Here is a 13,824-nt window from a genome sequence, read left to right as displayed (position 1 = left end):
CTGCCCGGTGGGGAGCACCAGGGTGAGCAGCCAGCCCTCGAGCCCGCGTGCGCGCGCTGCCTCGCGGGCCGCGGAACGGGCGCCCGGGTCGAGGCCCTCGAGCTCCGCCTCGTCGACGAGGTGCAGCGCGAGGTCGTTCGTGTCCGCGAGGAGGTGCTGCTGGAAGGCCGTCGTCAGCGTCGAGAGTTCGGCGTTCAGCGCTGCCAGACGGTCGCGGGCCTCGGGGTCGAGCGCGGCACCCGCGAGCACGGCCTCCCGGTGGACCCGTTCGAGCAGGTACGCCTGGTCGGGATCGAGCCCGAGCTCGTCGCGCATCCCGTGCAGGAGGCCGATCCGGGCGAAGAGCCGCGGGTCCAGCCGGATCGCGTCGCGATGGGCGGCGAGGAGCGGGGCCAGCTCGGCATCCAGCGCGTCGATCGCCTCGTCGGTGTCGGCCGAGCTCGCATTCTCGAAGACGGGGAGCACGCGGCGCAGGAGCTCGCCGGAGCGCTCGAGAGCGACGAGGGTGTTGTCGAACGACGGTGGAGCGAGGTCGTCCGCGATCGCCTCGACCTCCGCACGCTGCTCGTGCATGCCCTGCACGATCGCCTCGCGGTAGTGCTCGGGCCTGACCAACGCGAACAGCGGCAGCCCGTACGGGAGGGTGCTGGGTTCGAGGAACGGATTCGACGCGTCGCCCATCCGACCACCCTATGACGTCGGCGCGCCCGGTCGCGTGCCGCATCGGTGGCGCATCGCGTGGCGCATCGCGTGGCGTGGAGGCGGCCTCGGCGGTCGTAGGCTCGGAACATGCATGGCGACGCAGAGTCCATCGAGTCCGCACCGGCCGAGGCCTACACGCACGGCCACCATGAGAGCGTCCTCCGTGTGCACTCGTGGCGCACGGTGGAGAACTCGGCGGCCTACCTCGCGCCGCATCTCGAGGCCGGCGCCCGGATCCTCGACGTCGGCAGCGGACCCGGGACGATCACGATCGACCTCGCCCGTCGCGTGCGCCCGGGTCGGGTCGTCGGCGTGGATGCCGCAGCCGACGTCGTCGAGCGTGCGAACGGGCTCGCCGAGAGCGAGCGCGTCGACAACGTGGAGTTCCGCGTGGGCGACGCCTATGCGCTCGAGTTCGCCGACGCGTCGTTCGACGTCGTGCACGCGCATCAGGTGCTGCAGCACCTCGCGCGTCCGGTCGACGCGCTGCACGAGTTCCGCCGCGTGCTGAAGCCCGGGGGGCTGCTCGCCGTTCGCGATGTCGACTACGGCGGCGTCATCTGGAGCCCCGCCTCAGCCGGGCTCGACCGCTGGCTCGAGCTCTACCACCAGGTCGCCGTCGGCAACGGCGGCGAGCCCGATGCCGGCCGGTACCTGAAGCGCTGGGTCCGCGAGGCCGGCTTCGCCGAGATCGAGGCGACGGCGACGAACTGGGTGTTCTCGACCGAGCTCGAGCGCGAGTGGTGGGGCACCTCGTGGGCCGAGCGCGCCACGCAGTCCCAGTTCGCGGCGCACGCCATCGAGTCGGGTCACTCCAACCCCGGCGAGCTCGCTCGGATCGCCACGGCCTGGCGGGAGTGGGCGGCGGACGCCGACGGCTGGCTGCTCATGCCGCACGCCGAGGTGCTCGCCCGCGCCTGACCGTGCCCGGTCCGACGGCTGCGCCCCTACCAGTCCTCGTCGGCGTCCTGCACGTCGATGATCGTGTCGCTCACGACCGTGCCGTCGTCGAGTTCGACGATCGGACGGCCCTCGAGCCAGGTGAGCGTCCAGTGGCGTCCGTCGCCATCGCCCGGGTGCGCGGCCTCGGCGGCGGCGATGCGCGGGCGCAGGTCGTTCGGCACCGACGCCGGCGGCTCGGCGCCGAACGACCACCGCGTGCCGAGTCGCATCAGGCGTCCATCTCGTAGGTGACCCAGGTCGTGCGACGCGCCAGCTCGTCGTAGAGCCGCTGCGCACTGGTGTTGTCCTCTGCGGTGACCCAGCTGACGCCACCCGTTCCCGCCTCGAGCGAGCGCGCGTGCACGAACTCGATGAGCGCCCGGCCGACACCCGAACCGCGCAGGGCTTCGGTGACGTAGAGGTCGTCGAGGTGGATGCCGCGGGTCGCCCGCAGCGTGTCGGGCACGACGCGGAAGTGCGCGAGCCCGACGGGCGTGTCCTCCTCGTCGACGGCGAGCGCCGCCTGGAGCGGATCGTGCTCGTCGCGGATCCAGTTCCACACGATGAGCGCCTTCGCATCGTCGAGCTCGGTGTCGTAGAACTCGCAGTACGCCTCGAACAACGGCAGCCATCCGAAGAAGTCGTCGTCGCCTGCCAGGCGGATCTCGTGTGCCATCGCGTACCCCCTACGCCTCGGATGCCTCGAACACGATGTCGCGCACCTCGAACTGCTCCGCCTCGACGAACGAGAGGGAGGCGATGCGGCCCACCGCGCGCAGGTCGGCGGCCGCCGACTCGAGCAGCGCGATCGCCGGTGCGGACGCCGCGATCACGGCGCTCTCGACCGGGGTCTTCTGCGACGCCTTGGCGTCGGTCTTCGCCCGGCGGATGCCGGTGAGCGCGAGGCTCGCGAGTGCGAGCAGCTCGACGCCGGCCTCGCCGCGGGCCGCGAGCTCGTCGACGGCGGGCCACGGCGCCACATGCACGGACCCCTCGTTCGACCAGCGCCAGGCCTCCTCGGTGGCGAACGGGATGACCGGCGCGAACAGGCGCAGCAGCACGCTCAGGGCCGTCTTCAGCGCCGCCACCGCCGACGCCTGCTCGGGGCTCGGCGCTCCGTACGCGCGTTCCTTGACGAGCTCGAGATAGTCGTCGCAGAACGTCCAGAAGAACGTCTCGGCGGACTCCAGCGCGCGGGCGTGCTCGTATGCGTCGTACGACCTGGTGGCGCTGGCGACGACCTCGGCGAGCTCGGCGAGCATGCTCCGGTCGACCGGCACGGTCACGGGGGCATCCGCCCGTCCGTCGAAGCCGAGGATGAACTTCGCCGCGTTGAGCACCTTGATCGCCAGGCGGCGGCCGATCTTGACCTGCGTCGGGTTCTGCGGGTCGAACGCGGCATCCGTGCCGAGCCGACTGGACGCGGCCCAGTAGCGCACGGCGTCGGAGCCGTGCTGCTCGAGCAGCCCGGCGGGCGTCACCACGTTGCCCTTCGACTTCGACATCTTCTTGCGGTCGGGGTCGACGATGAAGCCGGAGATCGCGGCGTTCTGCCACGGCTTCACGCCGTGCTCCAGCTCGGCGCGCAGCACCGTGGAGAACAGCCAGGTGCGGATGATGTCCTGCGCCTGGGGCCGGAGCGAGTACGGGAAGACGAGGTCGAACAGCTCGGCGTCGCGCTCCCAGCCGGCCGCCAGCTGCGGCGTGAGCGAAGACGTGGCCCACGTGTCCATCACGTCGTGCTCGCCGATGAATCCGCCCGGTTCGCCGCGCTGCGACTCCTCGTAGCCAGGGGCGGGCGACGACGACGGGTCGACGGGGAGGAGGTCGCGCGTGGCCACGATGGGCTCGTCGAACACGGGGTTGCCGTCGGCGTCGAGCGGATACCAGACGGGGATCGGCACGCCGAAGAAGCGCTGGCGCGAGATCAGCCAGTCGCCCGAGAGCCCGCCCACCCAGTTCTCGTAGCGGACCCGCATGAAGTCGGGGTGCCAGTCGATCTCGCGGCCGTGGGCGACGAGACGCTCCTTCAGCCCCGCGTCGCGCGCGCCGTTCACGATGTACCACTGCCGCGTCGAGACGATCTCGAGCGGCCGGTCGCCCTTCTCGAAGAACTTCACCGGATGCGTGATCGCCTTGGGCTCTCCCAACAGGTCGCCCGACGCGCGCAGCTGCTCGACGACGGCCTGCTTGGCCGAGAACGCGGTCTTGCCGGCGAGCTCCGCGAACGCGGCACGGCCCGCCTCGCTCGTGATGGCCTCGGGTGCCTCGGAGATGATGCGGCCGTCGAAGCCCATGATCGCGCGGTTCGGAAGGTCGAGCTCGCGCCACCAGACGACGTCGGTGACGTCGCCGAAGGTGCAGATCATGGCGATGCCGGTGCCCTTGTCCTTCTGGGCGAGGTGGTGGGCGACCACGGGCACCTCGACACCGAAGACGGGCGTGGTCACCGTCGTGCCGAAGAGCGGCTGGTAGCGCTCGTCGTCGGGATGCGCGACGAGGGCCACGCACGCCGGGATGAGCTCGGGGCGACTCGTCTCGATCTCGACCGTGCCGCCGTCGGGCCGGTGGAAGGCCACCCGATGGTAGTGCCCGGCCTGCTCACGGTCCTCGAGCTCGGCCTGGGCGACGGCGGTGCGGAACGTGACGTCCCACAGGGTGGGCGCCAGCGCCTGGTAGGCCTCTCCGCGCTCGACATTGCGGACGAAGGCGAGCTGCGAGGTGAAGAGCGCCTCGTCGGCGATCGTGCGGTAGGACTGCGTCCAGTCGACCGAGAGCCCGAGCGTGCGGAAGAGCGCCTCGAACTGCTGCTCGTCTTCCACCGTGAGCCGCTCGCACAGCTCGATGAAGTTGCGGCGGCTGATCGGCTGCTGGTCGGCGGCCTTCGTGCTCTTGTTGTCGCCACCCTCGAACGGCGGCACGAAGTCGGGGTCGTAGGGCAGCGACGGGTCGCAGCGCACGCCGTAGTAGTTCTGCACCCGCCGTTCGGTGGGCAGGCCGTTGTCGTCCCAGCCCATGGGATAGAAGACGCTCCGACCGCGCATGCGCTGGTAGCGCGCGATCAGGTCGGTGTGCGTGAACGAGAACACGTGCCCGATGTGGAGGGATCCCGACGCGGTCGGCGGCGGGGTGTCGATCGAGTAGACGGACTCGCGGGTGGCCCGCTCGCGATCGAACCGGTAGACGCCGTCACGCTCCCATGCGTCCCCCCAGACCGTCTCGAGTCCTTCGAGCGCGGGCTTGTCGGGAATGCGCGAGTGATCGGTCATGATGCTCCGGTTCGATATCGGCGGCACCGTGTCGATGAAGAGGTGCCTGAATGTGCGACGATCCAGCCTACCGGAGACGACTCGGCCCGCCGGGAACCGGCGGGCCGAGGGGTGTGCCGCTTGTCGGGCGGCGATGGAGGACGGACTCAGGCGGCCGATGCCCGCTCGGGTGCCGCCACGACGTCGGGGTCGCCGACCTCGGGCACCGGGGGCATCCGCGATGCCGCCCACGCCGACACGAGCGTCACGGCCGACAACAGGGCCAGCACCACGCCGGGGTGCCACCAGGCGTAGCCCGTCGACTCGCCGAGCGCGAGCGTGACGAGCGGCACGAAGCCGCCGACCGTCGCCGCGATGGCGTACGAGAGCGAGAGCGCCGAGTAGCGGAAGTGATCGGGGAAGAGGTCGTTCATGAGGCCGCCGAGCGCCGCCCACGACATGGTCGGCAGGATGCCGCCGATGATCATGGTGCCCACGAGGATCGGGAACGTCGCGAACTGCAGCAGGAAGTACATCGGGAAGGTGATGAGCAGCGTGCCCAGCGCGCCCCACGCGACGACCTTGGCCGAGCCGATGCGCGTCGCCCAGGAGCCGAACAGCGGGATGGTGACGAGCTGCAGCAGCCCGCCGATCGTGGTGGCGATCAGCAGGTCCTGGAAGCTGAACCCGAGCTCGGCGGCGCCGTAGTTGATCGTGTACGTGTTCATCAGCGAGTAGGAGCCGATGCCGAGCAGGGCCGCGCCGATCGCGATGACGATCGCCACGGGGCGCCGGCGGAACATCGTGATGAAGGGGAGACGGTCACGGCGGCCCTCGGCGACGACCTCGCGGAAGACCGGGGTCTCGTCGATCGTCCAGCGGAGGTAGAGCGAGACGAGCAGCAGCGGGAATGCGATGAGGAACGGGATGCGCCAGCCCCACGCCGCGAGTTCCTCGGCGGGCAGTGCGATCGTCATGATGATGAACAGCGCCGCGGACAGGATCGACCCGACGGGGGAGCCGAGCTGGGGGATCGCGGCGTAGAAGGCACGCTTCACGGGGCCGGAGTGCTCGGTCGCGAGGAGGATGGAGCCGCCCCACTCGCCGCCCAGGGAGAGGCCCTGCACGACGCGGAGCAGCACGAGGAGCACCGCGCCGATCCAGCCGGCCTGCGCGTAGGTCGGCAGCACGCCGATCAGGCCGGTCGCGACACCCATGATGCCGACCGTCCAGAGCAGCGTCGCGCGACGTCCGAGCCGGTCGCCCATGTGGCCGAAGAGGATGGCGCCGATCGGCCGCACGACGAACGCGACGGCGACCGTCGAGAACGCGGCGAGCTGTGCGCCGAACTCGCCCAGCGGGTCGAAGAAGAGCGGCCCGATGAAGAAGGCCGAGAAGTAGGCGAAGACGTAGAAGTCGAAGGACTCGAGCGAGGTGCCGACCATCGAGGCCCACGCGACGCGGCGGGCGGGATTCGTGGGCGCGGGGGTCGCGGGGGCGGGAGGTGCAGTGGTCACGCAGACATCCTTGCAGCGGGCGACGTCGACGACAATCGACTTGTTCAGGTTCGAATAGAACAATACGATCAAGTGGTGCTGATCCGCCTCGACCCGACCCGCGCCACGCCCCTGTTCGACCAGCTCGCCTCGGCCGTCCGGTCGGCGATCATCGACGGCCGCGTCATCGGCGGCGAGCGCCTCCCGGCCGCGCGCGACCTCGCCGAGTCGCTCGGCGTGAACATGCACACCGTGCTCCGTGCCTATGGCGTGCTGCGCGACGAGGGCCTCATCGAGTTGCACCGCGGTCGGGGTGCCGTCGTGGCCGTCCGCATCGGCGGGCACGCCGCACTCGCGGGCGCCATCCACGACCTCGTCGACGAGGCCAAGCTGCACGACCTCCCCGAGAGCGCGCTGCTCGCGCTCATCAGCGAGGCGTACCGGGGGTCTCCCGCCGCTTCGGGCGTGCTGCGCAGTGCGCGGACGCGGTAGTCTGGAGCGAAGGACGTCGATCCGGCCATCACCGGGGAGTCTTCGGAAGAACGCGAACGGATGCCGCGAGGCATCCGCTCGTCACTAGAACCGAACGGGTGGCCCGTCACAGCCGAATGAGGGGCCTCGACATCCGCGGATGCCGGGGCAAGCGAGGTGGTACCGCGGCGGTGCTCGATCGAGCAGCCGGCGTCCTCGCGAGAGCATCCGTCCCCGCAAGGAGCGAGCGTGTACCCCCGTACCCCAGACGACCACGGTGTCGCCCCCTCACCCGACTTCCCCGCCGTCGAGCGGGAGGTCCTCGCCTTCTGGAAGCAGGACGGCACCTTCCAGGCGTCGATCGACCAGCGCGAGGGCTCGCCCGAGTGGGTGTTCTACGACGGCCCGCCGTTCGCCAACGGCCTCCCGCACTACGGGCACCTGCTGACCGGGTACGCGAAGGACCTGTTCCCGCGGTTCCAGACCATGCGCGGCCACCAGGTGCACCGCCGCTTCGGCTGGGACACGCACGGCCTGCCCGCGGAGCTCGAGGCGGAGCGCCAGCTCGGCATCACCGACAAGAGCGAGATCGAGGCGATGGGCATCGCGGCTTTCAACGAGGCCGCGCGCGAGGCGGTGCTGCGCTACACCAAGGAGTGGCAGGAGTACGTCACCCGGCAGGCGCGGTGGGTCGACTTCGAGCACGACTACAAGACGCTCGACGTGACCTTCATGGAGTCGGTCGTGTGGGCGTTCAAGACCCTGCACGACAAGGGACTCGCCTACGAGGGCTACCGCGTGCTGCCGTACTGCTGGCGCGACCAGACGCCGCTCTCGAACCACGAGCTGCGCATGGACGACGACGTCTACAAGATGCGGCAGGACCAGACGGTCACGGTCACGTTCCCGCTCACGGGCGCGAAGGCGGAGTCGCTCGGCCTCACGGCCGTGCGTGCGCTCGCCTGGACGACGACGCCGTGGACGCTCCCGACGAACTTCGCGCTCGCGGTCGGACCCGACATCGAGTACGCGGTGGTGCCCGCCGGGCCGAACGGCACGCCCGACGCCACGGTGCTCCGCGAGCGGGCCGGCGCCTCCGACACCGAGGTGCTGGGCGGCGAGTACCTCCTGGCCCGCGACCTCGTCGGCGGCTACGCGAAGGAGCTCGGCTACGACTCGGCCGACGACGCCCGAGCCGCCGTCTCGCGCACCGTGCGCGGCGCCGAGCTCGAGGGCGTCACCTACGACCGGCTGTTCGACTACTACGCCGACGTCGAGCAGTACGGCCTCCAGAACGCGTGGCAGGTGCTGGTGGCCGACTACGTGACGACCGAGGACGGCACGGGCATCGTGCACCAGGCGCCGGCCTACGGCGAGGAGGACCAGAAGATCGGCGACGCCGCCGGCATCCCGGTCATCATCTCCCTCGACGACGCCGGCCGGTTCCTGCCTGCGGTGACGGATGTCGCGGGCCTCCTCTGGAGCGACGCGAACAAGCCGCTCACGCAGCTGCTCAAGGCCGAGGGGCGCCTGCTCCGCCAGGCCAGCTACGAGCACTCGTACCCGCACTGTTGGCGGTGCCGCAACCCGCTCATCTACAAGGCGGTCTCGAGCTGGTTCATCCGGGTGCCCGAGTTCCGCGACCGCATGGGCGAGCTGAACCAGGACATCACGTGGGTGCCCGAGAACGTCAAGGACGGCCAGTTCGGCAAGTGGGTGGCGGGCGCCCGCGACTGGTCGGTCAGCCGCAACCGGTACTTCGGCTCGCCGATCCCGGTGTGGAAGAGCGACGACCCCGCGTACCCGCGCGTCGACGTCTACGGCTCGCTCGAGGAGCTGCAACGCGACTTCGGCCGGCTGCCGGTGAACACGGCGGGCGAGCCCGACCTGCACCGTCCGTACATCGACGAGCTGACCCGGCCGAACCCCGACGACCCCACCGGGCGGTCGACCATGCGTCGCATCCCCGACGTGCTCGACGTCTGGTTCGACTCGGGCTCCATGCCGTTCGCGCAGGTGCACTACCCGTTCGAGAACCAGGTGTGGTTCGACACGCACCATCCCTCCGACTTCATCGTCGAGTACATCGGGCAGACGCGCGGATGGTTCTACGTCATGCACGTGCTGTCCACGGCGCTCTTCGACCGGCCCGCGTACAAGAACGTGGTGAGCCACGGGATCGTGCTCGGCAGCGACGGGCAGAAGATGTCGAAGTCGCTGCGCAACTATCCCGACGTCTCCGAGGTCTTCGACCGCGACGGCGCCGACGCGATGCGCTGGTTCCTGATGTCGAGCTCCGTGCTGCGCGGCGGCAACCTCATCGTGACCGAGGAGGGCATCCGTGAGGGCGTGCGCCAGGTCATGCTGCCGTTCTGGAGCACCTGGTACTTCTTCTCCCTCTACGCCAACACGGCGCGCGAGGGCGGGTACGAGGCGACCCGGCGCACCGACTCGACGGACGTGCTCGACCGCTACCTGCTCGCCAAGCTCCGCGACCTCGTGACCGCCGTGACCGACGACCTCGAGGCGTTCGACTCGACGCTCGCTTCCCAGAAGCTCCGCGACTTCGCCGACGTGCTCACGAACTGGTACGTCCGGCGGTCGCGCGACCGGTTCTGGACGGGCGTCGCCGAGGACGGCTCGGGTGCCGAGGCGTTCGACACGCTCTTCACCGTGCTCGAGACCTACGCGCGGCTGGCGGCGCCGCTGCTGCCGCTGATCACAGACAAGGTGTGGCGCGGGCTCACGGGTGGGCGCAGTGTGCACCTCACCGAGTGGCCCGACGCCGAGGAGTTCCCCGCCGACGACGCCCTGGTCGCCGCGATGGACGCGGTGCGTGAGATCAGCGGTGCGACGCTCGCGCTGCGCAAGCAGGCCGGCCGCCGGGTGCGGCTTCCGCTCGCGAGGCTCACGGTCGTGGCAGCGGATGCCTCGGCGCTGGCCCCCTTCGAGGGCATCCTGCGCGACGAGCTCAACGTGAAGTCCGTCGAGCTCGTCACCCTCGACGGCTCGAGCGCCGAGCGCTACGGCGTCACCAAGCGGCTCAGCGTGAACGCCCGGGCCGCAGGCCCGCGCCTCGGCAGGACCGTGCAGCAGGCGATCCAGGCCGCTCGCTCGGGCGACTGGACGCTCGACGGCGACCAGACGGTCGTCGCGGGCGGCATCGCGCTGGAGCCGGGGGAGTACGACCTCGTGCTCGAGGCCGGCGGCTCCGGCGACGGCTCGAGCGCGCTCGCGCTCCTCGCCGACGGCGGCTTCGTCATCCTCGACACGGCCACGACCGCAGAGCTCGAGGCCGAGGGCCTCGCGCGCGACGTCGTGCGCGCGGTGCAGGAGGCCCGCAAGGCCGCCGGGCTCGAGGTCGGCGACCGTATCCGCCTCGGCCTCACGCTCGACGCGCAGGGTGCGGCCGCGGCATCCGCCCATCACGCGCTCATCGCGCGCGAGACCCTGGCCGGCGAGCTCGACATCGAGACCGGTGTCGACGTCTCGGGCGCCGAGGCGGCGCGCCCCGTCGGCGACGGCTCGTCGCTCCTCGTGGACCTGGAGAAACTGTGAACGACGCATCCGACGCGAACGACGCATTCGACGACCGCGACGACCCCGAGTCCCGCGACGCAGCCGACGCCGTCTACGCGGCGCTGCTCGACCGGATCGGCGAGGGCAGCCCCCGGCCGCGCCTCGCCCCGACCCGCCGCGCCGTCGAGCTGCTCGGCGACCCGCATCGGGCGGCGCCGGTCATCCACATCACCGGCACGAACGGGAAGACCTCGACGAGTCGCATGATCGAGGCGATGCTCCGGGCGTCGGGGCTGCGCACCGGCCTGCTCACGAGCCCGCACCTGGAGCGCTTCACGGAGCGGATCCGCATCGACGGCGAGCCGATCTCCGACGAGGCGGTCGCCCGCAACTGGGAGGAGATCCTCCCGTTCCTCGCCATCGTCGACGCCGAGCTCGAGGGAAGCGGCGAGGAGCCGCTCACATTCTTCGAGACGCTCACGGTGCTCGCGTTCGCGTGCTTCGCCGATGCGCCCGTGGACGTCGTCGTGCTCGAGGTCGGCATGGGCGGCGAGTGGGACTCCACCAACGTCGCCGACGGCCAGGTGGCGGTGTTCACGCCCATCGACCTCGACCACCAGGCCCGCCTCGGCAGCACCGTCACCGAGATCGCCCGCACGAAGTCGGGCATCATCAAGCCCGCGGCATCCGTGGTCTCCGCGAAGCAGCCCGACGCCGCCCTGCGCGTGCTCCAGGATGCCGCGGAGCTGACGGAATCCACCCTCGCCGTGGAGGGCGACGCGTTCGACGTCCTCGAGTCGCGGGTCGCCGTGGGCGGGCAGCTGATCTCGGTCCGCGGGCTCGCCGGGGAGTACCGCGACATCGCGCTGCCGCTCTTCGGCCGCCACCAGGCCGAGAACGCGGCCGTCGCCATCGCCGCGGTCGAGGCCTTCATCGGCGGCGGCGCCGTGCGTCTCGCCGACGAGGTCGTCCACGACGGCCTCTCAGTCGCGGCCTCGCCCGGTCGGCTGCAGGCGATCGCCGCCGATCCGACCGTGATCGTGGATGCCGCGCACAACCCGCACGGGGCCGAGTCGCTCGTCGCGGCGCTCGACGAGTACTTCGACTTCGACGAGCTCGTCTTCGTCTTCGGCGTGCTGGCCGACAAGGACGTCGACGGCATCGCCGCCGTCCTGGCCCGGTCAGGCGGATCCTTCCTCGTCACGCGGCCAGAGTCCGAGCGGGCCCGCGACGTGCGGGACGTGACGGCGATCCTCACCGCGCGCGTCGGTGCCGACCGGGTGCAGGCCGTCGAGCGACTCGACGACGCCCTCGACGAGGCGCGCGCCTGGGCGGCCGAGTCGCCGAAGCGCGCCGTGGTCGTCACCGGCTCGATCGCGCTGGTCGGCGAGGCCATGGCGATCGCCGCAGACCGCGACTGGGGTCGCGCATGAGCAACACTCCTGGGGACGCCGCCGCTCCCGAGCCGACGAACCGGAGGCCGCGTTCCATCCGCCAGAGCCTCGCGGCCATCGTGCTCGGCTTCGAGGTCATCATCGTGTTCCTCGCCGCCCTCGTGATCTGGGGGCTCGCACCGACCGAGAACGGCTCGTTGGGGCTGCCGCCCTGGGTCGCGCTCGTCGCGGGCGGGGTGCTCATCGTCGGCCTGGTCGCGACCATCGGCCTGCTCAGGTACCCGTGGGGCTTCACGCTCGGCTGGGTGCTGCAGGGGCTCATCCTCGCGGCGGGCTTCCTCAACCCGGCGATGTTCTTCGTCGGCATCCTCTTCGGCGGCCTGTGGTGGTACTGCATGGTCGCCGGCGCACGAATCGATCGAGACAGGACGGCGCAGGCCGCTCCGGAACAGGAACAGGAATGACCACCGGCATCGAAGAGACCCTCGTGATCGTGAAGCCCGACGGCGTCGCCCGCAACCTCACCGGCGAGATCCTCCGCCGCATCGAGGCCAAGGGCTACTCGCTCGTCGACGTCCGCATGGTGCAGCCCGACCGGGAGATCCTGGCCAAGCACTACGCGGAGCACGAGGGCAAGCCGTTCTACGAGCCGCTCGTCGAGTTCATGCAGTCCGGTCCGGTCGTGGCCATGCGGGTGGCGGGCAACCGCGTCATCGAGGGCTTCCGGGTGCTCGCGGGCACGACCGATCCCACGACCGCGGCGCCCGGCACGATCCGCGGCGACTTCGGCCGCGACTGGGGCCTGAAGGTGCAGCAGAACCTCGTGCACGGCTCCGACTCGCCCGAGTCCGCCGAGCGCGAGCTCGCCCTCTGGTTCGCCTGATCGGATGCCGCGCCGGCCGGTCCGCCCGGTCGGCGCGGTTCCACGTCGTCAGCGGAAGAGGTTCTGCAGGTCGATCATCACGCGGGGGATGGCGTTCATCTGCGCCTGCGCGAGCACGATGACGATCGCGTAGCAGACCACCGTGATCAGCGGGATCCACTTGAACCACTCGGCGGCGAGCCGCTGCACGCGTGCCGAGACGGGAATGTTCCCGGTGCGCAGGTTGTGCAGCGTCACGACCCAGAACGTCGGGATGGTCACCGCCCAGGTGAGCATGCACCACGGGCAGAGCACGTCGAGCGCGTAGATGCTCTGCGCGATGAGCCAGCCGACGAAGAGGAGCGCACCCGTCACGCCGACGTTGAAGGCGATCCAGAACCAGCGTGCGAACTGCGCTCCGGCGAGGATCGCCGCGCCGATCGCGATGACGACCGGCCAGGCCATGAGGCCGATGAGCGGGTTGGGGAACCCGAACAGCTCGCCCTGCCAGGATCCGAGGTTCACGCCGCAGCCCACGAGCACGCCGACGTCGCACGACGGAACGAAGTCGGGATCGGCCAGCAGGGCCAGCTTGTCGAGCGTCAGGCTCCAGGCGGCGAGGAGGCCGAGCGCGCCCGCGATGAGGAGGAAGACGGCGACGCCGACGGGTCGGGACTGGGGGGAGGAGTCCGGCATCCTCGTATTCTGGCATGCGGTTCCACGCCAACCCTGCGTGGCCGTGCGATAATCGAAGGAGTCGTCCGGGCCGCGCCCGGCACGACGCCAATGAAGGCTTTGAGGATGCACCGCATCCGAGTGAGCGGTGAGACGCACCGCGAGACGTGGCGACACAGGCAACCTGCCGGTCGCAGCAGTGAAGGATTGGCGGTCCGGCGCACGGCGCGGGATCGCTCGAGACGAGTACGGGAGCGGATGGCGCGGCCATCCACACCGTCGTAGGAGTGCACCAGAGATGGTGGAAGGCAACGAGAACAACACGAACGAATCCGGCAGCAGCACACCGAGGCGACGAGGGGGCCTGTTCGGCGCTCGACGGGGCGGTCGCGGTTCAGGTGTTCGTTCGCGGAGCGGACCTGCTCGACCTCGGAGACGGTCGCGGCGAGGCCTGCGGCGTGGCTGGTGAGGATCTCTCCCCACGGTCCGTCCGGGGCGTGCTCGGCGAGTTCGCG

The 13,824-nt window shown here is 70.7% G+C and carries 11 protein-coding genes and 1 pseudogene; 6 read left to right on the top strand and 6 right to left on the bottom strand.

From position 1 onward, the window contains the following. Positions 1 to 681: pseudogene (locus tag GH736_RS08460) on the bottom strand (M3 family metallopeptidase); the annotation flags it as partial. A gap of 108 nt (positions 682 to 789) precedes the next feature. Between GH736_RS08460 and GH736_RS08455 the strand changes: the two are divergent. Continuing rightward, a complete protein-coding gene (locus GH736_RS08455) occupies positions 790 to 1,623 on the top strand; it encodes a methyltransferase domain-containing protein (RefSeq protein WP_159602086.1) in 834 nt (277 codons plus the stop codon). A gap of 26 nt (positions 1,624 to 1,649) precedes the next feature. Here GH736_RS08455 and GH736_RS08450 read toward each other — a convergent pair whose 3' ends face one another. The 4 genes from GH736_RS08450 to GH736_RS08435 all read right to left on the bottom strand — a co-directional run bounded on the left by GH736_RS08450 (position 1,650) and on the right by GH736_RS08435 (position 6,409). Continuing rightward, a complete protein-coding gene (locus GH736_RS08450) occupies positions 1,650 to 1,874 on the bottom strand; it encodes a hypothetical protein (protein WP_159602084.1) in 225 nt (74 codons plus the stop codon). Beyond that, positions 1,874 to 2,320, bottom strand: coding sequence for a GNAT family N-acetyltransferase (locus GH736_RS08445; RefSeq protein ID WP_159602082.1), 447 nt, complete (start codon positions 2,318 to 2,320; stop codon positions 1,874 to 1,876). Before GH736_RS08445 ends, GH736_RS08450 begins: the two co-directional genes overlap by 1 nt. Positions 2,321 to 2,330: 10 nt before the next feature. Next, the gene (gene valS / locus GH736_RS08440) at positions 2,331 to 4,913 is read right to left on the bottom strand and encodes a valine--tRNA ligase (protein WP_159602080.1); all 2,583 of its coding nucleotides are present in this window, start codon (positions 4,911 to 4,913) and stop codon (positions 2,331 to 2,333) included. Between the two features lie 146 nt (positions 4,914 to 5,059). Beyond that, entirely contained in the window at positions 5,060 to 6,409 is a 1,350-nt protein-coding gene (locus tag GH736_RS08435; protein WP_235933904.1) for an MFS transporter, read from the bottom strand. 75 nt (positions 6,410 to 6,484) lie between these two features. On the opposite strand from GH736_RS08435, the gene GH736_RS08430 reads away from it, so the two are divergent. The 5 genes from GH736_RS08430 (at position 6,485) to ndk (ending at position 12,655) form a co-directional block, all read left to right on the top strand. After that, positions 6,485 to 6,880, top strand: coding sequence for a GntR family transcriptional regulator (locus GH736_RS08430; RefSeq protein WP_159602078.1), 396 nt, complete (start codon positions 6,485 to 6,487; stop codon positions 6,878 to 6,880). A gap of 228 nt (positions 6,881 to 7,108) precedes the next feature. Beyond that, positions 7,109 to 10,417, top strand: coding sequence for an isoleucine--tRNA ligase (ileS, locus tag GH736_RS08425; RefSeq protein ID WP_159602076.1), 3,309 nt, complete (start codon positions 7,109 to 7,111; stop codon positions 10,415 to 10,417). After that, positions 10,414 to 11,811, top strand: a complete 1,398-nt coding sequence (locus GH736_RS08420; protein ID WP_159602074.1) for a bifunctional folylpolyglutamate synthase/dihydrofolate synthase — start codon at positions 10,414 to 10,416, stop codon at positions 11,809 to 11,811. The genes ileS and GH736_RS08420 overlap by 4 nt, the downstream gene beginning before the upstream one ends. After that, positions 11,808 to 12,236, top strand: coding sequence for a DUF4233 domain-containing protein (locus tag GH736_RS08415; protein ID WP_159602072.1), 429 nt, complete (start codon positions 11,808 to 11,810; stop codon positions 12,234 to 12,236). Before GH736_RS08420 ends, GH736_RS08415 begins: the two co-directional genes overlap by 4 nt. Continuing rightward, positions 12,233 to 12,655, top strand: coding sequence for a nucleoside-diphosphate kinase (gene ndk / locus GH736_RS08410; RefSeq protein ID WP_159602070.1), 423 nt, complete (start codon positions 12,233 to 12,235; stop codon positions 12,653 to 12,655). Before GH736_RS08415 ends, ndk begins: the two co-directional genes overlap by 4 nt. A gap of 48 nt (positions 12,656 to 12,703) precedes the next feature. On the opposite strand, the gene GH736_RS08405 is transcribed toward ndk, so the two are convergent. Then, positions 12,704 to 13,330: a vitamin K epoxide reductase family protein gene (locus GH736_RS08405; RefSeq protein ID WP_159602068.1), complete on the bottom strand. Its 627-nt coding sequence runs from the start codon at positions 13,328 to 13,330 to the stop codon at positions 12,704 to 12,706. Between the last annotated feature and the right edge of the window lie 494 nt (positions 13,331 to 13,824).

The organism is Agromyces humi (genome assembly GCF_009720255.1).
Taxonomy (GTDB): domain Bacteria; phylum Actinomycetota; class Actinomycetes; order Actinomycetales; family Microbacteriaceae; genus Agromyces; species Agromyces humi.
This window is presented reverse-complemented; position numbering and strand designations above follow the sequence as displayed.

Bases quoted from the DNA above. Each gene is read 5' to 3' on its own strand.
- GH736_RS08455 (WP_159602086.1), top strand. From the start codon at position 790: ATGCATGGCGACGCAGAGTCCATCGAGTCCGCACCGGCCGAGGCCTAC.
- GH736_RS08450 (WP_159602084.1), bottom strand. From the start codon at position 1,874: ATGCGACTCGGCACGCGGTGGTCGTTCGGCGCCGAGCCGCCGGCGTCG.
- GH736_RS08445 (WP_159602082.1), bottom strand. From the start codon at position 2,320: ATGGCACACGAGATCCGCCTGGCAGGCGACGACGACTTCTTCGGATGG.
- valS (WP_159602080.1), bottom strand. From the start codon at position 4,913: ATGACCGATCACTCGCGCATTCCCGACAAGCCCGCGCTCGAAGGACTC.
- GH736_RS08415 (WP_159602072.1), top strand. From the start codon at position 11,808: ATGAGCAACACTCCTGGGGACGCCGCCGCTCCCGAGCCGACGAACCGG.
- ndk (WP_159602070.1), top strand. From the start codon at position 12,233: ATGACCACCGGCATCGAAGAGACCCTCGTGATCGTGAAGCCCGACGGC.
- GH736_RS08405 (WP_159602068.1), bottom strand. From the start codon at position 13,330: ATGCCGGACTCCTCCCCCCAGTCCCGACCCGTCGGCGTCGCCGTCTTC.